The 26,969-nt window shown below is 32.3% G+C and carries 22 protein-coding genes; 6 read left to right on the top strand and 16 right to left on the bottom strand.

Annotated elements, in window-relative coordinates; translation table 11 throughout:
• Nucleotides 1-4: 4 nt before the first annotated feature.
• The 12 genes from opp4B to opp3b all read right to left on the bottom strand — a co-directional run bounded on the left by opp4B (nucleotide 5) and on the right by opp3b (nucleotide 16,193).
• The gene (opp4B, locus tag ACO6VN_RS03300; RefSeq protein WP_216683310.1) at nucleotides 5-970 is read right to left on the bottom strand and encodes an oligopeptide ABC transporter permease; all 966 of its coding nucleotides are present in this window, start codon (nucleotides 968-970) and stop codon (nucleotides 5-7) included.
• On the bottom strand, nucleotides 967-1,953 hold the full coding sequence (locus tag ACO6VN_RS03295; protein WP_422404223.1) for an ABC transporter ATP-binding protein: 987 nt from the start codon (nucleotides 1,951-1,953) through the stop codon (nucleotides 967-969). The genes opp4B and ACO6VN_RS03295 overlap by 4 nt, the downstream gene beginning before the upstream one ends.
• On the bottom strand, nucleotides 1,946-2,959 hold the full coding sequence (locus tag ACO6VN_RS03290; protein ID WP_216683308.1) for an ABC transporter ATP-binding protein: 1,014 nt from the start codon (nucleotides 2,957-2,959) through the stop codon (nucleotides 1,946-1,948). Before ACO6VN_RS03290 ends, ACO6VN_RS03295 begins: the two co-directional genes overlap by 8 nt.
• A 60-nt stretch (nucleotides 2,960-3,019) precedes the next feature.
• Complete coding sequence (opp4A, locus tag ACO6VN_RS03285; protein WP_422404222.1) at nucleotides 3,020-4,741, bottom strand: oligopeptide ABC transporter substrate-binding protein; 1,722 nt, start codon at nucleotides 4,739-4,741, stop codon at nucleotides 3,020-3,022.
• A gap of 260 nt (nucleotides 4,742-5,001) precedes the next feature.
• The gene (locus tag ACO6VN_RS03280; protein WP_064204854.1) at nucleotides 5,002-6,630 is read right to left on the bottom strand and encodes a peptide ABC transporter substrate-binding protein; all 1,629 of its coding nucleotides are present in this window, start codon (nucleotides 6,628-6,630) and stop codon (nucleotides 5,002-5,004) included.
• Nucleotides 6,631-6,673: 43 nt separating this feature from the next.
• Nucleotides 6,674-8,314, bottom strand: coding sequence for an ABC transporter substrate-binding protein (locus tag ACO6VN_RS03275; RefSeq protein ID WP_422404221.1), 1,641 nt, complete (start codon nucleotides 8,312-8,314; stop codon nucleotides 6,674-6,676).
• A 207-nt stretch (nucleotides 8,315-8,521) separates the two neighbouring features.
• Entirely contained in the window at nucleotides 8,522-10,183 is a 1,662-nt protein-coding gene (locus ACO6VN_RS03270; RefSeq protein WP_422404220.1) for a peptide ABC transporter substrate-binding protein, read from the bottom strand.
• 106 nt (nucleotides 10,184-10,289) lie between these two features.
• Nucleotides 10,290-11,963, bottom strand: a complete 1,674-nt coding sequence (locus ACO6VN_RS03265; protein ID WP_064204851.1) for a peptide ABC transporter substrate-binding protein — start codon at nucleotides 11,961-11,963, stop codon at nucleotides 10,290-10,292.
• A 171-nt stretch (nucleotides 11,964-12,134) separates the two neighbouring features.
• Nucleotides 12,135-13,100 carry an ABC transporter ATP-binding protein gene (locus ACO6VN_RS03260; RefSeq protein ID WP_016999390.1) on the bottom strand — a complete coding sequence of 322 codons (966 nt, stop codon included), beginning with the start codon at nucleotides 13,098-13,100 and terminating at the stop codon, nucleotides 12,135-12,137.
• Complete coding sequence (locus ACO6VN_RS03255; protein WP_016999391.1) at nucleotides 13,100-14,173, bottom strand: ABC transporter ATP-binding protein; 1,074 nt, start codon at nucleotides 14,171-14,173, stop codon at nucleotides 13,100-13,102. Before ACO6VN_RS03255 ends, ACO6VN_RS03260 begins: the two co-directional genes overlap by 1 nt.
• 17 nt (nucleotides 14,174-14,190) lie before the next feature.
• Entirely contained in the window at nucleotides 14,191-15,267 is a 1,077-nt protein-coding gene (opp3C, locus tag ACO6VN_RS03250; RefSeq protein WP_016999392.1) for an oligopeptide ABC transporter permease, read from the bottom strand.
• Nucleotides 15,267-16,193, bottom strand: coding sequence for an oligopeptide ABC transporter permease (gene opp3b, locus ACO6VN_RS03245; protein WP_016999393.1), 927 nt, complete (start codon nucleotides 16,191-16,193; stop codon nucleotides 15,267-15,269). The genes opp3C and opp3b overlap by 1 nt, the downstream gene beginning before the upstream one ends.
• 381 nt (nucleotides 16,194-16,574) lie before the next feature.
• On the opposite strand from opp3b, the gene ACO6VN_RS03240 reads away from it, so the two are divergent.
• Nucleotides 16,575-16,946, top strand: coding sequence for a DUF3899 domain-containing protein (locus ACO6VN_RS03240; protein WP_016999394.1), 372 nt, complete (start codon nucleotides 16,575-16,577; stop codon nucleotides 16,944-16,946).
• A 307-nt stretch (nucleotides 16,947-17,253) separates the two neighbouring features.
• On the opposite strand, the gene fabF is transcribed toward ACO6VN_RS03240, so the two are convergent.
• Together fabF and ACO6VN_RS03230 are read right to left on the bottom strand one after the other, a co-directional pair.
• On the bottom strand, nucleotides 17,254-18,495 hold the full coding sequence (gene fabF / locus ACO6VN_RS03235; RefSeq protein ID WP_064211097.1) for a beta-ketoacyl-ACP synthase II: 1,242 nt from the start codon (nucleotides 18,493-18,495) through the stop codon (nucleotides 17,254-17,256).
• A gap of 14 nt (nucleotides 18,496-18,509) precedes the next feature.
• Nucleotides 18,510-19,451: a beta-ketoacyl-ACP synthase III gene (locus ACO6VN_RS03230; protein ID WP_064205090.1), complete on the bottom strand. Its 942-nt coding sequence runs from the start codon at nucleotides 19,449-19,451 to the stop codon at nucleotides 18,510-18,512.
• Between the two features lie 183 nt (nucleotides 19,452-19,634).
• Here ACO6VN_RS03230 and ACO6VN_RS03225 point away from each other — a divergent pair, with 183 nt between their 5' ends.
• Nucleotides 19,635-19,835 (top strand): YjzD family protein, encoded by a 201-nt coding sequence (locus tag ACO6VN_RS03225; protein ID WP_016999321.1) that lies wholly within the window; start codon nucleotides 19,635-19,637, stop codon nucleotides 19,833-19,835.
• 53 nt (nucleotides 19,836-19,888) lie between these two features.
• On the opposite strand, the gene clpB is transcribed toward ACO6VN_RS03225, so the two are convergent.
• A complete protein-coding gene (clpB, locus tag ACO6VN_RS03220) occupies nucleotides 19,889-22,486 on the bottom strand; it encodes an ATP-dependent chaperone ClpB (protein WP_422404219.1) in 2,598 nt (865 codons plus the stop codon).
• A 173-nt stretch (nucleotides 22,487-22,659) separates the two neighbouring features.
• On the opposite strand from clpB, the gene ACO6VN_RS03215 reads away from it, so the two are divergent.
• Nucleotides 22,660-23,352 (top strand): Crp/Fnr family transcriptional regulator, encoded by a 693-nt coding sequence (locus tag ACO6VN_RS03215; RefSeq protein WP_064205092.1) that lies wholly within the window; start codon nucleotides 22,660-22,662, stop codon nucleotides 23,350-23,352.
• Between the two features lie 51 nt (nucleotides 23,353-23,403).
• Here the strand turns inward: ACO6VN_RS03215 and ACO6VN_RS03210 are convergent, their stop codons facing one another.
• Nucleotides 23,404-23,712, bottom strand: a complete 309-nt coding sequence (locus ACO6VN_RS03210) for a metal-sulfur cluster assembly factor (protein WP_016999318.1) — start codon at nucleotides 23,710-23,712, stop codon at nucleotides 23,404-23,406.
• Between the two features lie 119 nt (nucleotides 23,713-23,831).
• Between ACO6VN_RS03210 and ACO6VN_RS03205 the strand changes: the two genes are divergently transcribed.
• From ACO6VN_RS03205 to ACO6VN_RS03195, 3 genes are read left to right on the top strand one after another with little or no spacing between them, the layout of a single operon-like run.
• Entirely contained in the window at nucleotides 23,832-24,644 is an 813-nt protein-coding gene (locus ACO6VN_RS03205) for a Cof-type HAD-IIB family hydrolase (RefSeq protein ID WP_070045160.1), read from the top strand.
• Nucleotides 24,645-24,656: 12 nt separating this feature from the next.
• The gene (locus tag ACO6VN_RS03200) at nucleotides 24,657-25,502 is read left to right on the top strand and encodes a DegV family protein (RefSeq protein ID WP_016999316.1); all 846 of its coding nucleotides are present in this window, start codon (nucleotides 24,657-24,659) and stop codon (nucleotides 25,500-25,502) included.
• A 5-nt stretch (nucleotides 25,503-25,507) separates the two neighbouring features.
• Nucleotides 25,508-26,839: a CoA-disulfide reductase gene (locus ACO6VN_RS03195; RefSeq protein ID WP_422404218.1), complete on the top strand. Its 1,332-nt coding sequence runs from the start codon at nucleotides 25,508-25,510 to the stop codon at nucleotides 26,837-26,839.
• Nucleotides 26,840-26,969 lie beyond the last annotated feature (130 nt).

Genomic DNA, 26,969 nt, shown 5'->3' with positions numbered 1-26,969 from the left:
CTCCTTAGTTACTCTTTATTCTCGGATCAACAATACTATAAGTAACGTCAGATACTAAATTAGCTAATAATCCTAAAAAGGAGAAGAATAATAATAAAGCCATCATTAGTGGATAATCTTTACCACTTATCGACTCAATTAGTAACTTACCTATTCCAGGGTAAGAAAATAAAGTTTCAGTTATTACTGCGCCACCAAATATCGACAAAATATCTGATCCAAAAAATGTAACAATAGGAATAATTGAATTTCTTAGAATATGTTTATTATATATTTTAGAACGAGATAATCCTTTAGCACGAGCTGTTCTTGCATAATCTTTTCTACTGTTTTCAACAATATCATTTCTTAAAAATTGTATATATCCTGCTGTAGATAAAGCTCCAAGCATCGTTCCTGGGAGTATTGAATGATACAATTTACTTAAATAGTAAGGTAATGTTCCTTCATCTAAACCAATTTCAACTGATCCTGAAAATGGAAAAATCCCTAGCTTAAATGCAAAAATATAAATTGCGAATACTCCTGCAACAAATGAAGGTATGGCAAGCATTAAATAATTTAAAATTTGTATACTATAGTCAACAAGAGTATATGGTTTTCTACCTGAGATAATTCCTAGTGGAAAAGCTAAAAAATATGTAATAATTAAACTCACTGTTCCTAGTAATACAGTATTAGGCATTCTTTCTTTAACTAAATCAATCACTGGTCGTTTATATCTTATAGAATCACCTAAATCCCCAGATAAGGTTTTCTTAGCCCATTTTACATATTGAATAGGTATTGGGTCGTCTAAACCTAATTTTAGACGTTGGGCTTTGATATACTCAGGATTCGTATTTTTAGGATCAATTTCACCAGAAAAAGCGTCTCCCGGTTGCAGTTTTGAAATTGTAAATATAACCATCGTAGTTAAAATTAATAATGGAATCATAAGTAATAACCTTCTAATAATTAACTGAATCATATATATGCCACCTCTTCATGTAAAATACAAGAAACTGTGTGTTTATCTCCAACTTGAATTGGATAAGGTTTTCTATTTTTACATGCTTCCCTTACAAGTGGGCAACGTGTGTGAAACGGACAACCACTTGGCGGGTTCGCTGGAGAGGGTAAATCACCTTTTAATATAATTCTTTCTTTTCTCTTCTCAGGATTCACTTCAGGTATCGCCGAAATAAGAGCCCTTGTATATGGATGCATTGGATTAGTATAGATTTCCTCAGCTGGCCCTTGTTCAACAATGTGACCTAAATACATTACACCTATATAATCACTGATATGTTTAACGACACTCAAATCATGTGCTATAAATAAGTAACTTAAATTAAATTCATCTTGTAAGTCTTTTAATAAATTTAACACTTGAGATTGTACGGAAACGTCAAGAGCACTAACAGGTTCATCAGCAATAATTAACTTTGGTTTAAGAGCTAGAGCTCTGGCAATACAAATTCTTTGCCGCTGACCTCCAGAAAATTCGTGTACATATTTATAATAAGCTTCTTCATTTAACCCTACTTTTAACAATAATGTTTTTACTTCAACCTCGATTTCTTTTTTTGGTTTTTTATAATAATTTTTTATTGATTCAGCTATTATATCACCAACCATTTGCATAGGATTCAATGAAGCATAAGGATCTTGAAAGACCATTTGAAACCCTTTTCTGATATCTCTCATTTTTTTACCATTCATACTTGTAATATCATTTCCACAAAACTCAATTTTTCCTGCAGTAACATTTTGAAGTCTCAATATTGTACGTCCTGCTGAGGATTTTCCACATCCTGATTCCCCAACTAATCCCATCGTTTCTCCTTCATTAATTTTAAAAGAAATACCATCTACAGCTTTAATGTGCCCAATAGTTCTTCTGAAGATACCACCCTTAATTGGATAATAGTGTTTTAAATCTTTTACTTCTAAAACTACTTTCTCAGACATTCTGAACACTTCCTTTCAAACTTTCAGGCAATTCATTATGTAAATGACAAAATACTGAATGTCTATTTCCATTATTGATAAGAGGTGGATTAATCGACTTACATATATCAAGCTCAACGGGGCAACGATTACAGAAACGGCAACCCTTATTTGCTAATTCATGTATTCCGGGAACTATACCCATAATTGTTTCTAATCTTTCAACTGTTTTATCAAGTCTAGGAATAGATTTAAGTAATAACTGTGTATATGGATGCTTCGGATTTGTGAATAGCTCATTTACTTCAGCAATTTCTACTACTTTTCCTGCATACATCACAGCAACTCGGTCACATACTTCAGAAATAACACCAAGATCATGTGATATAAAGATAATCGACATATCTGTTTTATTTTGAATAGATTTTAACAAATCTAGAATTTGTGCTTGTACAGTCACATCTAATGCTGTAGTTGGCTCATCTGCTATTAATAAACTAGGCATACAAGAAACAGACATCGCTATCATAACCCGTTGTCTCATACCACCAGATAGTTGATGTGGATACTCGTTCATAACTTGTTCTGCTCTAGGTATTCCTACTTGTTTCAATAATTCAATAGCAAGGTTTTTGATATCACTTTTCTTTAAATTTAAATGTATTTTTATCATTTCACTTAACTGGTTACCAATTGTAAATACGGGATTTAATGAAGTCATTGGTTCTTGAAATATCATCGCTATTTCTTTACCTCTAAGTTTATTTAATTCTGATTCTGATAAGTTATCAATTCTATTTCCTTTAAAATATATTTCACCAGCTGAAATTTTAGATGTTTTTTCTGGTAATAAATTCATTATGGAGTTACTTAGAACTGATTTACCACTACCAGATTCTCCTACGACTCCAAGAACTTCTCCTTTAAAAACATTAATATTTACATCTTCTATAGCGTTATAAAAACTACCTTTAGTATAAAATCCTGTGCAAAGGTTCTTAACTTCTAATATTGGTTCTCCTCTCAAAATAAACCACTCCTAGTTATGAAAAACCTCGTCATTTTAATTAACGAGGTTTTCAAATATTTATTTTTCAACGCCCCATTCATGAATAGGATTTGAACCTTTAAATGATACTTCGTAGTTTCTTACATTATCACTTACGACGGTTGTATCTATTAATTCAGCGATCGGAATAACAGGTAATTCTTCATTCATTAATTGTTGCCACTTAATATATAAATCTTTACGTTTCTTTTTATCATTTCCAACTACATTATAATCTAAAGCATCATCAAGTAATTTATCTGCTTTTTCGCTCTTGAATCTAGATTCATTCCATAAAGCATTTGATTTATAAAGTCCTGATGGATCAGGGTCTGATCCTTGCAACCAAGTGCGGAAGTATACTTCCATACTTTCATCTGCTTTTTCAAGATCTTGACCGAATTTACCGAACTCCACCATTTGCACTTTAGTTTTAAGTCCAACTTTTTCCCAGTAACCTTTTAATGCTGCTGTACGTGGTTCGAATGTTGGATTTGTACCAGCATAGTGTTTTAAATTCACAACAAACTCTTTACCTTTAGGATCTTCTCTGAATCCATCCCCGTCTTTATCTTTATATCCAGCTTCATCTAATAATTTTTTCGCTTTATCAACATCATATTTATAATCATTTAATTGATCTTTATCAGCAGCAATCCAATGTGCTGAAGGTATTAAACCATTTGTCTTTTTACCGTATTCATATAAAAAGGCTTTAATCCACTCATCACGATTAATAGCATACGCCATCGCTTTTCTTAATTTAGGATCTTGATATTTAGGCCTTGCTTTCCCAACTTCCATTTTATCTTTATTATAATCGTTTAATACAAAACCTAATATCATATAACTAGTTGATGGTGCTTGTAAAATTTTCAGATTTTCAGGATTTTTATCTTTTATTTCTTTTGCAACAGGAGCAGTAACAGAAGACATATCAATTTCTCCGCTTTCAAGCGCCTGTGCAAGAGCAGTTTGATCAATAACGCGTAATACAATTTTGTCTAATCTCGGCTCGCCTTGCCAATAATCTTTATTTTTTTCTAATTCGACAGATTCACCATCGACAATTTTTTTAATTTTAAAAGGACCTATTCCAATAGGTTTTTTTCTAACTTGATCTGATTTCGCCATATCTTTCACTGGAATATCTTTAAATGCTTTCTCACTAATTGGACTACTTGTCCATAAATTGTTTAAATTGTTTAACTTATTCTTTTCAAATGTAATTTCTACAGTATAATCATCAATCTTTTTAATACCTTCAATTTTATCTGATTTACCGTCTTTTTTATCTTTAGCACCTTTAATATCTTGTACGCCAGTAAATCTAGGTCCATCATAATCTTTATCAGCTAACGTTTCTAACGTAAATATCCAATCATTAACTGTAAAGTCTGAGCCATCGTGCCATTTGATTCCTTTTTTGACTTTAAACTCATAAGTTAGACCATCTCCTTTATCCTTCCAAGATAAAATATGAGGTTTCATTTCAAGTTTCTCATCATAATCAACTAAACCATCATTGAAATAACCTATAACTTCACTGTCAGAGCTGCTACTAGCGAATACACTCTGAAATGCGCCTTCTGGAGGGGCGCCTAAACCAACTTTTAATGTACCTCCTTTTTTATCTGATTTTGGAGTTTTACCACCTATCTCAGAGGTTTCTTCTTTTTCTTTCGTTTCTTTACCACAAGCCGCTAAAACGAGTATGGTAACCATTACTAACACAAATATTGATTTAATTCTTTTTCTCATATAATCTCCCCTTTCATATCAAAAGTACTGATATTCTATTGAAGGAAATCGTTGTATATATGTAAGATAATTCCAAATATAATATCATTTATATTATATATTTATCAATCAAATTAATGCAATATCTAATTTCTGAAAAATCAGAAAAAATCATTATCTAAATATGAAACTTTATTGTTACTTCCATAATAAAAAGAGTTACTCATCTAGACATCATAGTCTAAATGAGTAACTCTTATTTAATATTTATGCATTATTTGTTATTTTTCAATATATGCTTCTTTCAATGTAGATACCCCACCAAATTGGTGATTAACGACGTTTTTAACATTTGGTTTTTGTAGTTGAGCTACACCAACTTGATAAAGTGGTACAATGCCCGCTTCGTTTAACAACATACCTTCTGCTCGTTGTAATTCTTTTAGTCGTTTATCTGGATTTTCAGCTAGTGATGAGTCTGCTGCTTTAATAATCTTGTCATATTCTTTATTAGACCAGCCTGTGTTGTTATGTGAACCATCTGTTACATAAAGCTCTAAGAATGTCATCGGATCAGGATAGTCTGGTATCCAGTTTTCTAATGACATTTCATATTGTCCTTTAGAAACAACATCAAGTTTTTGTTTAAATGGTTGTTGTTTAATTTTAATATTTACACCATCTAAATTTTTCTCAAGTTGTTCTTTGAAGTATTCAGCATCTCTTTTAGCTGTATCTTTGTCGTATGTCATTAATTCAATCGTAAATTCATCTTTCCCTAATTCTTTTTTAGCTTTTTCAAAATGTTCTTTAGCTTCTTTCACATTGTAGTGATTTTCATTTTTAACGCCATCTTGGTATTCATTACCTTTACTGTCTTTAACAAAGTCTTTTGGCACAAAGTTATCAGCTGGAATAGACCCGTTATTTAAATTATTTTTCACATAAGCTTTTTTATCAATTGCTTTTGCAAATGCTAATCTAAAGTCTTCGTTTTTAAATTCTGGAACTTTATCTTCGTTTAATTTGAAATAATAAGTTATTGTATCTAATTCCGTCGTGTAACCTTTATCATCTTTATATTTATTAACTTGTTCTGCAGGTAATTCAACAATGTCTAATTTATTTGTTTCGTATAAATTTACTGCAGTAGAAGCTTCTTTTACAACTTTGTAATTAACTTTATCCAATTTAACTTTATCTTTATCCCAGTACTCATCGTTTTTCTCAAGTGTAACTTTGTCATCTGTTTTCCATTCAGTCATTTTGAAAGGACCATTATATAATGTGTTTTTCAAAGTTGTACCATATTTATCGCCTTGTTTCTCAACGAATTTTTTATTTTGCGGCATAAACGTACCGAATGAAAGTAATTCTTTATAGTATGGTAATGACTTTGTTAATTCGAACTCTAATGTGTGGTCATCTATAGCTTTTACACCAAGTTCTTCTGGCTTCTTATCTCCAGAATTGACTTCTTCTGCATTTTTAATATCGAATAATATATAAGCATATTCAGATGCAGTATCTGGATCAACTACTTTTCTCCAAGCATATACGAAATCATTTGCTGTAACTGGGTCTCCATTAGACCATTTAGCATTTTCTCTTAATTTAACTGTCCACTTTTTACCGTCGTTAGTAATTTTCGGCTCCCCTTTAGCGACAGCCGGAATAGCTTTATCGTCTTTATCTAATGTATACAAACCTTCCATCGTTTGGAAAAACATATCAAATGAAAGTCCATCAGTAGCCATTGCAGAATCCATTGTTGGCACATCTCCATTGATTTGAAGGTTTAATGTTTGCCCATCTTTTGAACTTTTTCCACCGCTTCCTCCTGATGAACAAGCACTCAATACTAAAACTGCAGTTAACAATATCGATAAAATTTTTATACCTTTTGACATGTAACTCATCCCCTTAGTTTCTATTTATTTAAACTATGATTTGTTACTTTTGCTTACTTGCATGTTTTAAGTCTGTGTCTCCCCCAAACTTATGTCTTTCAATGTCATTAACATAACTTTGAGTTAAACGTGCATTACCTTGTTGGTAAATAGGTATAATAGTCGCTTCATCTAATAACAATGACTCAGCATCTTGCATTGTTTCAACACGTTCTTGCTCTTTCTTCAGTAGTTTATTTCCTGAATCCTCAATTTTCTTATCATATTCTTTATTTTTCCATCCAGTTTCATTCATAACATTATCGCTAGTAAATAATTCTAGGAATGACATAGCATCTGGATAATCAGGTGCCCATCTTCCAAATGAAATTTGATAATCCATACTTGATTCTAATTTTAATTTTTGTTTAAACGGTTGCTGTTTAACTTTAATTTTTACACCAGGTAAATTTTGTTCGATTTGTTCTTTAAAGTATTCAGCGTCTTTCTTGGCATTGTCTTGATCATAAGTTAATAATTCAAATGTAAATTCATCTTTACCAAGATCTTTTTTAGCTTTTTCTAAATGCTTTTTAGCTGATTCTTTATCAAATTTATTTTCTGTTTCGACGCCTTTAGTATAATCTTTACCTTTAGTATCTTTTACAAATTCGGTCGGAACTAATGTTTTAGCTGGTTTAGAACCATTGTTTAAATTACTCTTAACATATTGTTCTCTATCAATTGATTGAGCAATTGCCATTCTTAAATCTTTATTTTTAAATTCTGGTACATCCTTTTGATTCATTCTCATAAAGTAAACTCTAGCTTCTAGTTCGGTATTATAAGCTTTATCATCTTTATATTTATTTACGTTTTCAGCTGGTATTAAAGCTTCATCAACATCACCAGCATTATACATATTTAAAGCTGTTTGAGGTTCTTTAACAACTTTGAAGTTAACGCTGTCTAATTTTACATTTCCTTTATCCCAATACTTATCATTTTTCTTCAAAGTATAATTATCTTCTGTTTTCCAATCTGATAAAGTAAACGGTCCATTATATAATGTATCTTTAGCTGTTGTACCGTACTTATCTCCTTTTTCTTTAACGAATTTTTCATTTTGAGGTAAAAATGAACCGAAAGTAAGTAACTCTTGATAATAAGGTAATTCACGATTAAGTTTAATTTCTAAAGTTTTATCATCAACCGCTTTTACACCTAACTCTTCAGGTTTCTTTTTACCTTTATTAATATCTTCAGCATTCTCGATATCAAACATGATAAATGCATATTCAGAAGCTGTCTTTGGCGTAACTAACTTTCTCCAAGCATAAACGAAATCATTTGCTGTAACCTTCTCTCCATTAGACCACTCAGCATCTCTTAATTCTATCGTCCAAGTCAAACCGTCATCAGATTTCTTTGGATCTCCTTTCGCTATACCCGGAATAGCTTTATCATGTTTATCTAATTTGTACAAACCTTCCATTGTGTTATTCAATACATCAAAAGAAGTTGCATCTGTTGCTAAACTTGAATCCATCGATGGTATATCAGAAATTGAAATAAGACGTAATGACTTGCCATCCCCTGCAGCATCACTGTCCTTCTTTTCCTTTCCACCCCCGCTACATGCTGACAAAACTAAAGTTATCGACAAAAGTACTAATGAAATTAATCTCAACCTCTTCTTTCTCATAAACATATCCCCTTATTCGATTTTTGAAAATTCAGTCATTTTCTGAACTTTCTTTAATTATAAAGATATTTATAATTTGTCGCAACTTAAATTACTATTTTAAAAATTAATTATATTTTTTGAAATTTTTATATACAATAATTGTACTTAAGATAATAAAAAACCTTACAAAACAATTAAGCTTTGTAAGGTTCTATCTATTAAATATTATTTAGCACCCTTTATTTCTACTTCTTTAAGGGTATAATCTCCACCATATTTATGGTTTTGCCAATTTTTGATATAAGGCTGTCTTAAACGTGCTGATCCTGTTTGGAATAGCGGCGCAATAGATGCTGAATCTAAAAATTGCGTTTCTGCATCTTGTAATTTTTTAATTCGCTTATCTTCGTTCTCTTCTTTAAGCATTTCATCTGAATTCGCTTCTTCCAATGCTTTATCATATTCTTCATTAGCATAGCCTGTTTGGTTATGAGGCGAATCAGATGTAAATAAATCTAAGAATGTTGTTGGGTCTGGATAATCTGGGAACCACCCAGCAAATGAAATATCGAAATCTTTTTTAGATTCTAATGCTAATTTCTGTTTAAAAGGTTGTTGTTTAATTTTTAATGTAACACCTGGAAGATTTTTTTCTACTTGTTCTTTAACGAACTCTCCTGCTTTTTTAGATTCATCTTCATCATATGTTAAGAGTTCTATTGTGAATTTATCTTTTCCTAAATCTTTTTTAGCTTTTTCAAGTGATTTCTTAGCATCATCTTTATCAAATTCCAGTGGTGATTTAACACCATCTATATAATCTTTACCTTTACCATCTTTAACGAAATCTTTAATCATTAATGTATCTAATGGTTTAGATCCATTGTTTAATAAGGAATCGACATAAGATTTTTTATTTACTGATGTTGCTATTGCTTTTCTTAAATCTTCATTCTCTAAATCTTTATTTTTCTCTTTGTTAATTCTAAAGAAATAGCTTCCTGAAGTAGACTGGGTAGAGAAGTCTTCTCTATCTTTATATTTTTTTACGTTTTGTGCATCCAAGCCTACCATATCTAGCTTACCAGTTTGGTACATATTAATTGCTGTTTGTGTATTTTTCACAACTTTGATATTAACATCTTTAAGTTTAACTTTATCTTTATCCCAATATTTATCATTTTTCTCTAATTTCCACTTATCTTCAGATTTCCATTCTGTTAATTTAAACGGGCCGTTTGATAAAGTTGTTTCAGCTGTTGTACCAAAATCATCACCATGTTTTTTCACAAATTTTTCATTTTGCGGCATGTATGAGCTGAATGCTAATAAACTTTCCATCCATGGAACATCTTTTACAAGTTTAATTTCTAATGTTTGATCATCAATTGCTTTAACGCCTAGTTCTTCAGGTTTTTTATCACTGTTTGTAATTTCTTTTGCATTTTCTATGTTTTCAAACATATATGAAAATTCAGCAGCAGTATCTGGATCTACAGTACGTCTCCATGCAAATACAAAGTCGTGAGCTGTTACTGAATCGCCATTAGACCATTTTGCATCATCACGTAGCTTAATCGTCCATGTTTTACCATCGCTTGATTTTTCAGGTTCACCTTTTGCTACACCTGGTACTGGCTTATCATCTTTATCTAATACATATAAACCTTCTAATGTTTGCGTAAATGTCGTAAATGAAACTTGGTCAGAAGCTAATGATGGATCCATAGTAGGAATATCATCGCCAGAAGATAAATTTAATTCATTCTTGGATTTAGATTGTTTAATGTTATCGCTATTACCTTCTTTTTCGTTGCTACCGCATGCTGCTAACGTTAATATAATCGCACTTATCACTACAAATAAAGCTGTGAGTTTTCTCTTCATTTTATTACTCCCCTTACATTTAGTGATTTAATAGCTTTCAGTTAATTAATAAGAAGCTTATACAAAAAGGCAATCAATGTTCCCATCGATTGCCTTAATTGTTTGATTATTTAGATCCTGCGATTTCTACTTCTTTAAGTGAGTAGTCACCACCGAATTTATGTGGTTGCCAATTCTTAACATAAGGTTGACGTAAACGTGCTACACCTTGTTGGTAAAGTGGCCCAATAGAAGCAGATTCTAAGAATTTACTTTCTGCATCTTGTAACATTTTCGTACGTTTTTCGCTGTTTTCTTCTTTCAGCATTTCATCAGTATTTGCTTCTTTTAACGCTTTATCATATTCAGCATTTGAATATCCAGTTTGGTTATGTGGACTATCTTTCTTAAATAAGTCTAAGAATGTTGTTGGATCTGGATAGTCTGGACCCCAACCAGCAAATGAAATATCATAATCGCCTTTAGATTCTAATTCTAATTTTTGTTTAAACGGCTGTTGTTTAATTTTTAATGTAACGCCTGGTAAGTTTTGTTCAACTTGTTCTTTAACAAATTCAGCAGCTTTTTTAGAAACATCTTGGTCATATGTTAACAACTCAATGTTAAATTTATCTTTACCCGTTTCTTTTTTAGCTTTTTCTAATAGTTTTTTAGCTTCTTCTTTATCATAATTTAATGGAGATTTAACGCCATCGATGTAGTCTTTCCCATCTTCATCTTTAACGAAGTCTTTAACCATTAATTTATCTGAAGGTACAGAACCATCATTTAATAAAGAATTCACATATTTTTTCTTGTCTATTGATTTAGCAAACGCTTTTCTTAAATCTTCATTTTCTAAATCTTTATTTTTCGTTTTATTGATTCTATAGAAGAAGTTAGATGAGTTTAATTCAGTAGAGAAGTCTTCTCTATCTTTATATTTACTTACATTAGTAGCATCTAATGTTACTGAATCTAATTTACCTGTTTGGTATAAATTAATAGCTGTTTGTGTTTCTTTTACTACTTTATAGTTAACCTCTTTAAGTTTAACTTTGTCTTTATCCCAATACTTATCATTTGGCTCTAGTTTCCAATTATCTTCTGTTTTCCATTGTGTCATTTTGAATGGACCATTTGATAATGTAGTATCAGCTGTAGTACCGAATTTCTTGCCTTGTTTTTCGACAAATTTTTCATTTTGTGGCATGAATGAACCGAATGCGAATAGACTTTGCATCCATGGAACGTCTTTCACTAATTTAACTTCTAAAGTTTGATCATCGATTGCTTTAACCCCTAATTCTTCAGGTTTTTTCTTACCAGATGTAATTTCTGAAGCGTTTTCGATATTTTCAAACATATACGCATATTCAGCAGCTGTATCTGGATCTACTGTACGTTGCCAAGCATACACAAAGTCATGAGCAGTTACAGGATCTCCATTTGACCACTTAGCATCATCACGTAACTTAATCGTCCAAGTCTTGCCATCGTCCGATTTCTCTGGATCGCCTTTCGCAACACCAGGCTCTGGTTCATCGTCTTTATTTAACACGTATAACCCTTCTAAAGTTTGGTTAAATGTAAAGAATGAAACTTGGTCGGTTGCTAATGACGAATCCATCGTCGGAATATCTGAACCGGAAGATAAGTTTAAAACGTTTTCAGATTTTTCACTTTTAACGCCGCCTTTACCTCCACTATCATCTTTTTTGGAACCTCCACCACTACAAGCTGCAAGTGTTAATACAGCTGCAACTAAGATTGACATGAGTACAGAAAGTCTTTTCCTCATATAGTTACTCCCCCTTGTTTTCTATCTTCTGAAAATTCAGAAGCTTTAATTTTATTATATTTTAAAAATGTATGAAAAACAATAGAAATTCACACAATTTTCAAATAATTGTTATTTTATACTTTCAAAATTATTAATAATTAGTTGTAATAATAATTCTATTAGTTCATATTATGCTTCTGATAAATTAAATGTCTTGTTGTAATTTTCTTTTTTCTTAGCAAATTCTTTCTCAGAACAATATACGTAATGCTCTGGCCCTACTTCTCTCAATTCTAGCTCTTCATCATCAGTATATTGGTGTACGTCAGGATCGTATGATGATCTTGTTCTGGTTCTTTCAGATTCTGGATCTGGTAATGGAATAGCTGACAATAATGATTTAGTATATTCATGTTGTGGATGTTTATATATTTGATCTGATGGTCCAAGTTCAACCAATTTACCAAAGTACATTACACCGATTCTATCTGATATATATTTAACCATTGATAAATCATGCGCTATGAATAAGAATGTAATCCCTTTTTCTTCTTGCAATCTTTGCATTAAGTTAACAACTTGTGCTTGAATTGAAACGTCTAAAGCTGAAATAGGTTCATCTGCTATAATAAATTCTGGTTCTACTGCTAAAGCACGTGCTATTCCTAAACGCTGTCTTTGTCCGCCAGAGAATTCATGTGGATATCTATTTGCATGTTCTTTATTTAAACCTACTGTTTCCAACAATTCGTAAACACGCTTTTTTCGTTCTTCGTTGCTAGAAACTAATTTATGTACATCTAATCCTTCAGCAATAATATCCATTACTTTTAATCTTGGATTTAAAGACGCATATGGATCTTGGAAAATCATTTGCATACGTCGATTAAACCTTAATAAATCTTTACGTTTTTTGATGTTTTGAATATCAACATTATCAAATATAACTTTTCCATCCGTTGCATCATGTAATTTAATAAGTGTTCGTCCAGTTGTGGATTTTCCACAACCAGACTCCCCTACTAAACCTAATGTTTCACCACGATATATTTTAAATGAAATATCATCTACTGCTTTTACTTCATTTTTCTTGCCTTCGTTGAAATATTGTTTCAAATTCTGTACGTCGATTAATATTTCTTTTTTCTCAGCCATTAGAACGTCACCCTTTCTACACGCTTCGGCTTATCAAACTGGTCAGGTGTTTCTTTTAATTTATTTTTAACCGCTTCTGGTAAGTCTACTTCTGGTGCTCTTTCATCTAACAACCAAGATTTCACGAAATGTGTAGGTGAAACTTGGAACCATGGCGGTTCTTCCTTGTAGTCGATATCCAGTGCATAATCACTTCTCCTAGCGAACGCGTCTCCTACAGGCGGCTTTATTAAATCTGGTGGTGTACCAGGAATTGCAAGCAACTCTGTTTCATGAGATGTTTCAAGGCTTGGCATAGAAGATAGAAGCCCCCAAGTATACGGATGTTTCGGATTATAGAAAATTTCATCTACTGAACCTGTTTCTACAATTTGTCCACCATACATTACAGCCACTCTATCAGCTACGTTTGCTACAACACCTAAGTCATGGGTGATAAAAATAATTGATGTATCAATCTTATGTTGTAACTCTTTCATCAACTCTAATATTTGAGCTTGTATAGTAACGTCCAAAGCAGTTGTAGGTTCATCCGCTATGAGTATTTTTGGATCACAAGCCAATGCCGTTGCAATAACAATACGTTGTCTTTGTCCACCTGAAAATTGGTGTGGGAAATTATTAAAACGATTCTTTGCGTTAGGCAATCCAACTAAATCTAAAATATCTAATGCCCTTTTCTTAGCATCACTTTTAGATAATTTTTGGTGCTTAATAAGAGGTTCCATAACTTGCTTTCCTATTTTCATAGTTGGATTTAATGAAGTCATTGGATCTTGGAAAATCATCCCTATTTCCTTACCTCTGATTTTTTGCATTTCTTTTTCTTCTAACTTCGCTAAATCTTTACCATCAAATAAAATAGAACCTTCTTTTATTCTGCCTACTTTACTTGGTAGTAATTGCATTAAAGCTTTTGTAGTAACTGATTTTCCCGAACCAGATTCACCAACAATTGCGAGTGTTTCACCTTTATCAAGATAAAAATCTACACCTCTAACTGCTTGTACTTCCCCCGCGTCAATGTCGAAGGAAACTTTTAAGTTATTTACTTCTAAAATTCTCTTAGCCATAATTCATTTCCTCCTTATTATTTACGCATTTTAGGGTCAAAGGCATCTCTTAGACCATCACTGAATAGATAGAAGAATAAGATTAATAAGCTTAATACCACAGCTGGAACAAATAGTTCATGTGGGAAGATCAATAACATCTTTCTTCCTGTATCAACTAGAGAACCTAATGATGCTTGTGGTGCTGGTATACCTAGACCAATAAAGCTTAAGAATGCTTCGAAGAATATTGCACTTGGTACTGTAAACATTGACGTTACAATAATTGGTCCAAGTGTGTTTGGCAAAATATGTTTAAAGATTAATTTATAATTTGATACCCCTAATGTTCTTGAAGCCATTACGAATTCTTGTTCTTTAAGTTTTAAGAATTGTCCACGAACAATACGACTCATACCTAGCCAACCTGTAACGGACATGGCTAAAATAATTGTCCACATTGACGGATCGAATAATAACACGAACAAGATAACAACAATTAAGTTTGGAATTGAAGATAATATCTCAACAATACGTTGCATGATATCATCCGTCCTACCACCGAAGTAGCCAGATAAAGCACCGTATATTACCCCAATAAATATATCTAATGCTGCTGCTATTACACCGATGAATAATGATACTTGCGTACCTCTCCATGTACGTGTCCATAAGTCACGTCCTAATTCATCTGTACCAAACCAATAGTTCTCATTTACATTAGATCCTTCGTAAACATCGAAGCCGTCTCTATCTGTACCATCAAATGGCAAGAAAGGAACTTGATCTAATACTGGTATTTTTGGTGGCAAGTTAGCGTGTGACACGTTTTGGTCACTAAACTTATGATCATTCATAAGTGGACCAACTAGTGATAATAAAGTAAGTAATACTAACCCTATTAAACCAATTACTGCTAATTTATTACTTTTTAGTTGAGCCCAAGCATCTTGCCAGAATGTACGACTCTTTCTTTCAAATTTCTCTTCAACCACTTTGTCTCTACCGTGAAGAACAAACTTTTCAGCCGGCACCCCTTGTGTAGAATGTGTGATTGAGGCATTGTCATAACCGCTATTGTTTAATTTATCTTTCTCATGATCGTTATTAGCCATTATTTTTTACCTCCTTCAACACGAATTCTAGGGTCAATAAGACCATACAATACGTCTACAATAAAGATTGAAATTATAAATAAGAAACTGAATAGTAATGTTAATGCCATAATAACTGGATAGTCATTCGTTTGAATTGAACGTACGAACTGGTCACCTAGTCCTGGCACTCCAAAGATGTTTTCAATTGTCAATGTACCAGTTAAAATCCCAGCTAACATTGGAACAATAATTGTAATAATTGGAATTAAACCATTACGTACAGCATGTCCGAATATTACTCTTGAACTGGACATCCCCTTAGCTCTCGCTAATTCTATGTAATCAGAGCCCAATACCTCAATCATTTCAGAACGTATATAACGTGCAATTGTTGCTGTTACACCTGCTGCTAAAGCTAAGGATGGTAACACTGCAGTCATAAATCCACTCCAACCTGCTACAGGGAAGATTTGCCATTCAACAGCAAATACATATTGTAGCAACACTGCCAGAACGAATGACGGCACCGAAATGAAAATAACTGATAAGAAGGTTGCTCCATAGTCAATAATCGTATTTTGCTTGATTGCGGCCACTATACCGAGCAATAGTCCGGTAATTGTACCTAAAATCATCGCGTATGTACCCATTTCAACAGAGGGTCCTAGTCTTGGTTTTATTAAACTCCAAACTTCTCTGTTATCGTATTGGAATGAAATACCGAAATCACCTTTAGCTACATTTTTTAGGTAATTTGCATACTGTACTGATACAGGATCATTCAAACCATACTTTTCGTTTATAATAACTTTTTGTTCTTCTGATAATTTCTCATCGTTGTACGGTGAACCCGGTAACAATTTCATTAAGAAAAATGTTATCGTCATAATTAAAAACAATGATATGAACATATAAAGAATACGTTTCAAAGTGTACTTAACCATTGTTTTGCCTCCAATCCCCTTATCGAATTCATATTTCTTTTAATATTCAGAAATATTTATATACATTATACAGAATTTATTCAACTTAAATCAACACGAATATTCTGAATTTTGAATAAGCATTACCCAATATCTACTTGTTGTTTTATCACAATAAAGCGACAACGCGAAGCAATTATTCATTTTATAGGTATAAATATACAATACTAGTATAATAATTACCTATTTTTACGAGTAAAGGATTAATTTATATGTATTTGCATACATAAAATATACATATGTAAAATTACACAAATATTTTTATTAAGTTTCTTAAAATATAAAAAATATTTTTCAATCTGTTATAATACAATTAATTCTTAACGTTAGAGGTAGGTAATTATGAAATTTTGGAGTATTTTTACCTTCAGTTACATAGGCATATTTTTAATTTTATGTTTAGTATTTATGAAGGATTTAGATCAAGCGAGTAATATTTTCTTTTATATGATGACTATTTTATTTGCAGTTAGTTGGCTTATTGCGATGAAACAAGAAGGTGTTGGAGAAGTATCTAGACAAGCAATACGTAAATTTAATTTTCACATGAAATCTAAAGCTTCACAATCATATTTAGAAGACGATGAAGTAATGAATCCAAATATGAAGGATATAAATCTTAAAGAAAGAAATGTATATGATTGGGTGATACCGTTTGTTGTTGTTAGTACTGTATTTTTTATCATATCTATTATAATAGGATTTTTGGTTTAGCTGATTGGTCGTGTTAATTAATATGGTCAATGAATTACCGTAAGTTATCTCGTAATCTAGTGCGTTTGCTTATGTAGAGTGTGCCAAAAGTTCAACACATAAGTAAAAAACAGGCTGGGACAAAATCATGTCTCAGCCTGTTTCATTATAATGTTAGTAAACAGCTGTTAGGCTCTATGTTGCACGTGAGCCCTGTCTTGCAATATTATCGCCTCGTATGTTGCACGTCGACCTCGTCTTGCAACTTTCATAAACATTATCCACAAAAAAGCTGAGACATTCGTTAAAAATGTCTCAACTTCTTATTTTATTTAAATTTTTTAAAGATTAATACTGCGTTATGTCCACCAAATCCTAGGCTGTTACTCATTGCATATTCAATGTCTAAATTAGCCGCTTCATTAGGTGTAATATCTAAGTTAATTTCTGGGTCTGGTGAAGTTGCATTTATTGTTGGTGCAACGATGCCATTTTGTATAGATAAGCCTGTTAAAATAGCTTCTACTGCTCCTGTTGCGCCTAATAAATGACCCATCATTGATTTTGTAGAACTTATTTTAAGGTTTTTAGCTGCTTCGCCAAACGTAGAGTTGATTGCTAATACTTCGTATAAGTCACCAATTGGTGTACTTGTACCATGAGCATTTAAATATTGAATGTCTGCAGCTTTGATACCTGCATCCTCAATAGCCGCTTGCATTGCTCTAGCACCACCTTCACCATTTGGAGATGGTGCTGTAATATGGTATGCATCACCTGTTGAACCGTAGCCAACAACTTCAGCATAAATATGAGCGCCACGAGCTTTAGCTGATTCTAATGACTCTAATACAACAACTCCAGCGCCTTCCCCCATAATGAATCCATCTCTTCCTTCTTGGAATGGACGGCATGCTGAGTCTCTATCTGGATTAGTAGATAATGCTTTGTTAGCACTGAAACCAGCCATAGCCATTTCAGTAATTGGTGCCTCTGTTCCACCAGCTATCATAACATCAGCATCTCCACGTTGAATGATTTTGAAAGCATCACCAATTGAATTTGTACCTGTAGCACATGCTGTAACAGTACAACCATTTGGCCCTTTAGCTCCTAAATCAATAGAAACTTGTCCTGTAGCCATATCTGGAATCATCATAGGTACGAAAAATGGGCTTACACGTTTTGGTCCACGTTTTAACAACATATTATGAGAGTATTCGAAAGTTTCCATACCACCTATACCAGAACCAATCCATACTCCTACACGGTTGCTATTTTCATCAGTAATTTCATATTTAGAATCTTTTAAAGCTTCACGTGCAGCTACAATCGCATATTGAGTAAATCTATCCATCTTACGGTATTCTTTTTTAGGAATATGATTTTCAATATCGAAGTCTTTTAATTCACCTGCTAATTTAGCTGGAAATTCAGATACATCAATTCTTGTGACTTCATCTATTCCATTTTCGCCGTTGATTGCATTTTTCCATGTTGTAGGGACGTCATTACCCAAAGGATTTAACGTTCCTAAACCAGTCATTACAACACGTTTTTTTTCTGTCATTATTAAATTTCCTCCTATTTACCCCAGCGTAACGTTATGGCACCCCAAGTTAGGCCGCCACCAAATCCTACTAGGACTAAAGTATCATTATCTTTTATTTTACCTTGTTCTATTTCATATGCAATACTTAAGGGTATTGAAGCTGCTGAAGTATTGCCATATCTATCAACAGTTACACTCATTTTTTCTTTCTCAATACCTAATCGATCTCTTGCTGACTCCATAATTCTAATATTCGCTTGGTGTGGCACGAACATATCAACATCTTCTGGTTCAAGACCTGCTTTTTCTACAACTTTAGTAGATGCTTCCCCCATAATTCTCACTGCAAATTTAAATACTTCACGGCCGTTCATTTGTATCGTATTAGCGTCCATATCTTGGTATAAATATGGTCCTCCATTCCCATCAGAACCTAATTCAACACCGAGTATACCTCTTCCTTCAGATACTTCTCCAATGACAGCTGCTCCAGCTCCATCTCCAAAAAGAATCGCTGTGCTACGATCATTCATGTCTGTTATTTTTGTTAATTTATCAGCACCTACTACTAAGACATTTTTATAAAGTCCTGAACTAACAAATTGTTGAGCTGTAACAATTCCATAAATGAAGCCTGTACATGCTGCTAATTGATCCATTGAAGGGATTTTATTTAAACCTAATCTTTTTTGTAATGTTGTAGCTACAGTTGGAAATGGTTTATCTCCAGTAGAAGTAGCAACTATAATCATTTCAATTTCATCTTTATCAAGACCAGAATCTTCAATAGCTCTCACTGCAGCTTCATATGCTAAATCACTTGTATCTTCGTCCTCCGCAGCAAAACGTCTTTCTTTAATACCTGTCATTTTTCTAATCCACTCATCTGAAGTATCTAAATAACTTTCAAAATGTGCGTTTGTTACTACACGTTCTGGTGAATATGCACCAAAACCTTTTATACCAATATCCATTAGAGACACCTACTTATAATCTGTTATTATTATCAGGTACTAATTTATCATACTTTTACTATTACATACAAGTCAATTAACTTTACCCAAATATTTAAATCGTTTTCATGATTAAAGGTATACATTTTATAAAAAGTTAATTATAATGAAATGTATGATACTAAATGTTACGGAGGAAAAGATATGCATTATATTATGACGTTTATATGGGCATTCTTGTTATCACAAATGATTAACTTTGTATTACATAGTTTAGGCGGTTCTGAAGCATCTATTAATGTTCTTAACCCTACTATTTATGCTATCGTTTTTACAGTTGTAGTTATATTATTCAGCCTAACAATAGGCAAATCTGAACCTAAAGAACAGGTTGATCACCAATAATTTTACATCAAAAAATCCCACCAATGCAATTTATTGGTGGGACTTTTTATTAATTATTCATTTACTTCAAATTTTACTTCTTCATTTTCAAGATGCACGTTAACTTGAGTACCTTCTTTTAATTCTTTACCAATCATTAGTCGAGCTAAAGGTGTTTCAATTTGTCTTTGAACAAATCGTTTCAATGGTCTTGCACCAAATTGTGGTTCGTATGCTTCTTTTGCAATCCATTCTTTAACATCTTGATCTACATTTATCTTAATATGTTGATCTGTTAATCTAATATTTAAATTAGTGATAATGTGATCAACGATAAAGCTCATATCTTTAATAGACAATGGTTTGAATAATACGATGTCATCCATTCTATTTAGGATTTCCGGTTTGAAATGAGCATGTAAACTATCTGTTACTTGTTTTTTAGCTGATTCTTCAATTTCTCCAGATTCAGTTACGCCATCTAATAAGAATTGAGAACCAATATTACTTGTCATAATAATGATTGTGTTTTTAAAGTCAACACTTCTTCCTTTTGCGTCAGTTAATCTACCTTCATCTAATAATTGTAGTAACACGTTAAATACGTCATTATGCGCTTTTTCAATTTCGTCTAGTAATATTACTGAATATGGCTGTCTTCTAACAGCTTCAGTTAATTGACCGCCTTCTTCATATCCTACATAACCTGGAGGCGCACCAATTAATCTAGCGACAGAATGTTTCTCCATGTACTCACTCATATCAATTCGAATCATATGTTTTTCAGAATCAAACAATGTTGCTGCTAATGTTTTAGCAAGTTCTGTCTTACCAACCCCTGTTGGTCCTAAGAATAAGAAACTACCGATAGGTCTGTTTGGATCTTTAATACCTGCTCTAGCTCTTACTACTGCATCCGCTACTAAATCAACTGCTTCATCTTGACCTACTACACGTTCATGTAGAATATCAGATAATTTTAGAAGTTTTTCTCTTTCAGTTTCTACTAATCTCGATACAGGTATACCTGTCCATTGGCTTACGATATAACCGATTTCTTCGTCTGTTACGATTTCTCTTATTAAACGATCGTGGTCATCGCCATTTTCTTCAGCGAAACTATCTTCTAATTCTCTTAATTCCGCTTCAATTTGTGGTATTTTACCATGTTTAAGTTCAGCAGCTTTACCTAAATCATATTGATTTTCTGCATTTTCTAATGCTTTTTTACTTTCGTCTAATTCTGCTCTTTTATCTTGTAATAATTTGATTTGTTCTTTTTCTTCTTCAACTTTACTTTGTAATTGCTGTTGTTTTTCTTTTTCATCAGCAAGTTCTTTTTGAAGTTCTTCTAATCTTATTTGACTTGCTTGATCTGATTCAGATTTTAATGCATTTTCTTCAATTTCAAGTTGCATTACACGACGATTTACAGCATCTAATTCAGTTGGATTAGATCCCATTTCAGTTCTAATTGTTGCACATGCTTGGTCTACTAAATCAATCGCTTTGTCAGGTAAAAATCTGTCCGTAATATAACGATCAGATAATTCTGCTGCTGCCACTATTGCTCTATCTTGGATTCTAACACCATGGTGAACTTCATATCTTTCTTTTAAACCTCTTAAAATAGAAATTGTATCTTCTAAATCTGGTTCACTAACATTTACTTTTTGGAATCTACGTTCTAATGCAGAATCTTTTTCAATGTATTGACGATATTCGTTTAAAGTTGTTGCACCAATACAATGTAATTCACCTCTAGCAAGCATAGGTTTTAACATGTTACCTGCGTCCATAGCACCTTCTGTCTTACCAGCGCCGACTAACATGTGGATTTCGTCGATGAATAATAGAATGCGCCCTTCAGAATCTTTAACTTCTTTCAAGACAGCTTTCAATCTTTCTTCAAATTCACCTCTATATTTTGCACCAGCTACTAATGCTGATAAGTCCAATTCAAAAATTGTTTTATCTAACAGTGATTCAGGAACATCTCTTTTTACAATACGTTGAGCTAACCCTTCAACGATTGCTGTTTTACCTACACCTGGTTCACCGATTAATACTGGGTTATTTTTAGTTTTACGGCTTAAAATTCGTATAGTATTTCTAATTTCTTCGTCTCTTCCGATAACTGGATCCATTTTGCCTTTTCTAACTTCTTCTACTAAATCTCTTCCATATTTTGATAATGCTTCATATTGTACTTCTGGATTTTGTGATGTCACTCGATTTCCTCCCCTGATTTTATTTATAATTTCGTTTACAACTTCCTTTTTGTTTCCGACAAATTCTTGAGTCGTTTGATCAACTTCAATTGCTGCTTTTAATAGATGTTCCATAGACATGAAATCATCTTGCATTTCTTCTTTGATTTTATCTGCTTTATTAAATAACTCATTTAGTTTAGGTGAAATATATTGTCCGTATTGAATATTGTCACCTTTCACTACAGAATATTGATTTAATTTCTTATTATATGCTTCTTCCAAAGCTTCTGTATCAATATTTGCTCTATCTAAAGTTCTTTTAAAAATACTTTCGTCTTCATTTAATGCTGATAATAATACAGCTTCGATTTCAATATTTTGTAGTTGTTGAGATTGAGATAATTGTTGTGCTTTTTCAATAACACTTTGCACTGAATATGTCATTTGATTAATATCCAAATGTATCACCTCTTTAATTTTTAACGGTCAATATAGTTTGACTATCTTTGACCTATTTTCATTATATACTGTTTGACCTTCTTTGACAAATATAAAGCTTTTAAATTTTTCAACCTTTCCAATTACATTATATGGTAAAATGTAATTGGATAATACTTACGGGAAGTGATCATTTGCAAACGACATACACAGAAGCAACTTCAGTAATTGAGTATATTATATCTCATGGTCAGCGTATGCATTTTAATGCTCACAATTATATATACCATTCTGGAGACCTAAGTAATCACATTTATGTTGTAATTGAAGGAAAAGTTATTCTTCACCGTATTATGGAAGATGGAAAAGAGTTCAACACGAAATTAATTGGTCCGAGGAGCATATTCGGTTCTACTACACTATTTTGTGGCAGAAAGACTCACACTCTATCTGCAAAAACAAAAGAAAATGCAACCATTATTAAATTACCGAAAAAAGATTTTGAAGAAGCTATTTTAAATGACGAAGTGCTTAAATATGAATGGTTGCTATGGGTGCAAAACGAAAATGAAAAACATGAATATCAAATTAGAGATATTTATACACTTGGCAAAACAGGAGGATTTTATTCTGTTCTTATTAAATTAGCAAATACTTATGGTGTCGCAGATGAAGAAGGCATATTAATAAATGTCGAATTAACCAATCATGAATTAGCGAATTTTTGTAATGTCACAAGAGAAAGCGTTAATCGTATGTTAAGTCATTTAAAAAAAGAAAATATTGTATCTGTTAAACATAAAACGATTATCATCAAAGATTTAAATTATTTAAAAAACGCTATTAACTGCGATAATTGTCCCTTATCTATTTGTAGAATAGAATAAAAAAACAGGTTGAGACATTTATATATCTCAGCCTGTTTTTCTTTTATAATATTAACTAACGCCCAGTGCTATTTTAGCATAGCGTGACATTTTGTCTTTATCCCAAGGTGGTGTCCAAACAATATTTACTTCAGTTTCTTTGATTTCAGGTAATTCAGCTAATGCTGTTTTAACCATATCAACGATTTGCGGCCCCATTGGACAACCCATTGAAGTTAATGTCATCTCTACTGTACATAATCCTTCGTCGTCTAAATCAATATTATAAACAAGACCTAAGTTAACGATATCAATTCCAAGCTCTGGGTCAATAACATTCTCCAATGCTCCTAAGATGCTTTCTTTCATTGCTTCTTCCATGTTTTTCACCTCATTCTAAAAGTTACTATATATAATATATCAAATTTAAAGCGTACGATAAAGAAAATGATATGATATTATAGTGTAAGAAGATAGAAAAAAAGATAGGAGTTATCGGTATGGACAAACATTTAATCTGCTTAGATTTAGACGGTACTTTATTAACAGATGAAAAGAAAATCCCAACTTATACCAAGAGGGTATTACAATATTTAAAGAAATCTGGTCATGAAATTATCATTTCCACTGGTCGACCATATCGAGCGAGTATAGATTATTATAATGCTATGCAGATGAATACACCTATCATCAATTTTAATGGCGCACTTATTCATCATCCTCATGACAATCGTTTCGAACCCGTACATGAACAATTAGACGCTCGAATTGCGACAAAAATTTTCAACGATGTGAGTAAATTAAATATAAAAAATATAATCGCTGAAGTGCGTGATCAAGTTTATATTAATAACTATGATCAAACTTTATTCGAAGGTTTTAGCATGGGCGACCCAGAAATCAAATATGGAGAACTAGATAAATTATTACCTGAATCTCCGACAAGTTTATTAATACAAGCGGAAGATGACGAGATTCCTCGAATTAAAAGACATTTAAGCAAATATTATGCTGAACATATAGAACATCGTCGTTGGGGTGCACCCTTCCCTGTAATTGAAATCGTTAAAAAAGGAATTAATAAAGGGAAAGCTGTAAAATATGTCGCTGAATATTTAGACATTGATTTTGATAATATTATCGCTTTTGGAGACGAAGATAATGATTATGAAATGATACAATTTGCTAACTATGGTGTGGCTATGGGAAATGCGATACCTGAATTAAAAGAAATAGCAAATGACGTTACAGACACGAATAATGCTGATGGTATTGGAAAATACTTAAATAATTATTTTGATTTAAATATGTAGGGGGTTATATAAATGAAAATGATAGTTGATAGTGGTTCTGATTTAACATTAGAACAAATTAAAGAGCATGATTTTTACTTTTTACCATACGGTATCGTTATTGATGATGAAAGTAAAGTCGATCAATATGAAATATCTAATGATGAAGTATTAGCAGCTATAAAAGAAAATAAACACCCTAAGACAAACCAAGCAACTATGGAACAGATGACTAAAGTTTTCACTGAAGTAGCAGAAAAGAAAGAAAAAGCTATTTACTTAGCATTCAGCAGTGCTTTAAGTGGTACATATCAAACAGCATGTTTAGTCAAAGAACAAATCAAAGATGAATATCCTGATTTAGACCTTACAATTTATGATACATTAAGTGCTTCTATGGGTCTTGGTAAAATGATTTTAGATGTGCAAGATAAAATTAATCATGATTATTCATTTGAAGAAATTGATGAATATATTAAAAACAAACTAGAAAAAATTAGACATTTATTTACTGTTAAGGATTTAAAATATTTAGCAAGTGGTGGTAGATTATCTAAAGGACAAGCATTTTTAGGTACATTACTAAACATTAAACCATTACTCCATGTTGAAGAAGGTAAACTTGTACCAATTGAAAAGTATCGCGGTTCCAAAAAGTTATGGCATGCGATAATTGAAAAAATGAAAAACGAAAATAGCGATTATAGTGATCAAACTATTTATATAACACATTCTGATGATTTAGAAGAAGCGGAGAAAATCAAAGAATTAATGGTCGAATCATTAAAACCAAAAGATGTTAATATATCTGATATTGGTCCTGTTATTAGTTCACATACTGGAAGTGGTACTGTTGCCATTTTCTATTATAAGGAGTGACCGACATGAATAAAATTATAGTTATAGGTGCTGTTGCTGGTGGCGCAACTGTCGCATCACAAATTAGAAGACTTGATAATGAAAGTGAAATCGTCGTATACGAAAAAGATAGAGACATGAGCTTCGCTAATTGCGGATTACCTTATTATTTAGGTCAAGTCGTTGAAGATAGAGATTACATGTTATCTGCAACACCAGAACAATTCAAAGAAAAGAAAAATATAACCGTAAAAACTTTTCATGAAGCCATTGCTTTAAATGATAAAGAAAAAACAATTACGATTAAAAATCATGAAACAGGCGAAACATTCGAAGATAAATATGACCAGCTTATATTAAGTCCGGGATGTAGAGCTAATCAACTACCTGTTCAATCTGATAGATTATTTACGTTAAGAAATTTAGTAGACACTGATAAAATAGAACAATTTATAGAAGAAAAAAATGTTCAATCTGCTCTTATAATTGGTGCAGGTTATGTCAGTTTAGAAATATTAGAAAATCTTTATTACAGAGGTATTGATGTTACTTGGATTCACAGAAGCGACCATATTAATAAAAGTATGGATAAAGACTTGAACCAATCTATATTTGATGAAATTGAAGATCGCGCTATCAATTACCGTTTAAATGAAGAAGTAACAAATGTAGAAGATCGTACGGTATCATTTAAATCTGGAAAAGTAGAAGAATACGATTTAATCATTGCTGGAGTTGGTATTAAACCTAATAGCGACTGGTTACAGTCCTCCTCAGTTCAATTAAACGATAAAGGATATATTCCAGTAAATGAATTTTTCGAAACAAATGTTCAAGATGTATATGCGCTTGGTGATGTCATCGAAACATTTTATCGCCATACTAAAAAACGTACAAGCATCACATTAGCATGGGGCGCGCATAGAGCGGCAGGATTAATTGCTGAAAACTTACAAATTAATAACCAGAATGATAGAGCTTCATTTAAAGGCCTTTTAGGTACGAATATCGTTCGCTTCTTTAATTATGCGTTAGCAAGTGTTGGTGTTACTGAAGCGGAATTAAAACAATACGATTATTCAGTAGTAGAACAAACTCAAAAACAGCATGCAGGATATTACCCAAATGCTGAACCACTAACATTGCGCGTTTATTTCGATAAAGAAACTCGTAAAATATTAAGAGCTTGTGCGGTTGGTAAAGACGGAGCCGATAAACGAATCGATATTCTCTCAACAGCTATTATCGGTGGTTTAACAGTAGATGAATTAAAAGAAATTGAAATTGCATATGCCCCGCCTTTCTCTAGTCCAAAAGATATCGTGAATATGATAGGATACAAAGCACAAAATAAATAAGTAACTAGTGTGAAATAATCGAGCATATGATGATTAAGTAAATTTAAATAAACAAGTTATCCCCCACTAAAGTTAGTATAACTGCACTTTAGTGGGGTTTTTATATTATAGCGATGTGGTTATATATTTG

It is taken from the genome of Mammaliicoccus sp. JADD-157 (assembly GCF_049310805.1).
GTDB lineage: Bacteria > Bacillota > Bacilli > Staphylococcales > Staphylococcaceae > Mammaliicoccus > Mammaliicoccus lentus.
The sequence above is the reverse complement of the archived record's forward strand: the minus strand, read 5'-3'. Positions and strand labels throughout refer to the sequence as shown.

Bases quoted from the DNA above. Each gene is read 5' to 3' on its own strand.
- opp4B (WP_216683310.1), bottom strand. From the start codon at position 970: ATGATTCAGTTAATTATTAGAAGGTTATTACTTATGATTCCATTATTA.
- ACO6VN_RS03295 (WP_422404223.1), bottom strand. From the start codon at position 1,953: ATGTCTGAGAAAGTAGTTTTAGAAGTAAAAGATTTAAAACACTATTAT.
- opp4A (WP_422404222.1), bottom strand. From the start codon at position 4,741: ATGAGAAAAAGAATTAAATCAATATTTGTGTTAGTAATGGTTACCATA.
- ACO6VN_RS03280 (WP_064204854.1), bottom strand. From the start codon at position 6,630: ATGTCAAAAGGTATAAAAATTTTATCGATATTGTTAACTGCAGTTTTA.
- ACO6VN_RS03275 (WP_422404221.1), bottom strand. From the start codon at position 8,314: ATGAGAAAGAAGAGGTTGAGATTAATTTCATTAGTACTTTTGTCGATA.
- ACO6VN_RS03270 (WP_422404220.1), bottom strand. From the start codon at position 10,183: ATGAAGAGAAAACTCACAGCTTTATTTGTAGTGATAAGTGCGATTATA.
- ACO6VN_RS03265 (WP_064204851.1), bottom strand. From the start codon at position 11,963: ATGAGGAAAAGACTTTCTGTACTCATGTCAATCTTAGTTGCAGCTGTA.
- ACO6VN_RS03260 (WP_016999390.1), bottom strand. From the start codon at position 13,100: ATGGCTGAGAAAAAAGAAATATTAATCGACGTACAGAATTTGAAACAA.
- ACO6VN_RS03255 (WP_016999391.1), bottom strand. From the start codon at position 14,173: ATGGCTAAGAGAATTTTAGAAGTAAATAACTTAAAAGTTTCCTTCGAC.
- opp3C (WP_016999392.1), bottom strand. From the start codon at position 15,267: ATGGCTAATAACGATCATGAGAAAGATAAATTAAACAATAGCGGTTAT.
- opp3b (WP_016999393.1), bottom strand. From the start codon at position 16,193: ATGGTTAAGTACACTTTGAAACGTATTCTTTATATGTTCATATCATTG.
- ACO6VN_RS03240 (WP_016999394.1), top strand. From the start codon at position 16,575: ATGAAATTTTGGAGTATTTTTACCTTCAGTTACATAGGCATATTTTTA.
- fabF (WP_064211097.1), bottom strand. From the start codon at position 18,495: ATGACAGAAAAAAAACGTGTTGTAATGACTGGTTTAGGAACGTTAAAT.
- ACO6VN_RS03230 (WP_064205090.1), bottom strand. From the start codon at position 19,451: ATGGATATTGGTATAAAAGGTTTTGGTGCATATTCACCAGAACGTGTA.
- ACO6VN_RS03225 (WP_016999321.1), top strand. From the start codon at position 19,635: ATGCATTATATTATGACGTTTATATGGGCATTCTTGTTATCACAAATG.
- ACO6VN_RS03210 (WP_016999318.1), bottom strand. From the start codon at position 23,712: ATGGAAGAAGCAATGAAAGAAAGCATCTTAGGAGCATTGGAGAATGTT.
- ACO6VN_RS03205 (WP_070045160.1), top strand. From the start codon at position 23,832: ATGGACAAACATTTAATCTGCTTAGATTTAGACGGTACTTTATTAACA.
- ACO6VN_RS03200 (WP_016999316.1), top strand. From the start codon at position 24,657: ATGAAAATGATAGTTGATAGTGGTTCTGATTTAACATTAGAACAAATT.
- ACO6VN_RS03195 (WP_422404218.1), top strand. From the start codon at position 25,508: ATGAATAAAATTATAGTTATAGGTGCTGTTGCTGGTGGCGCAACTGTC.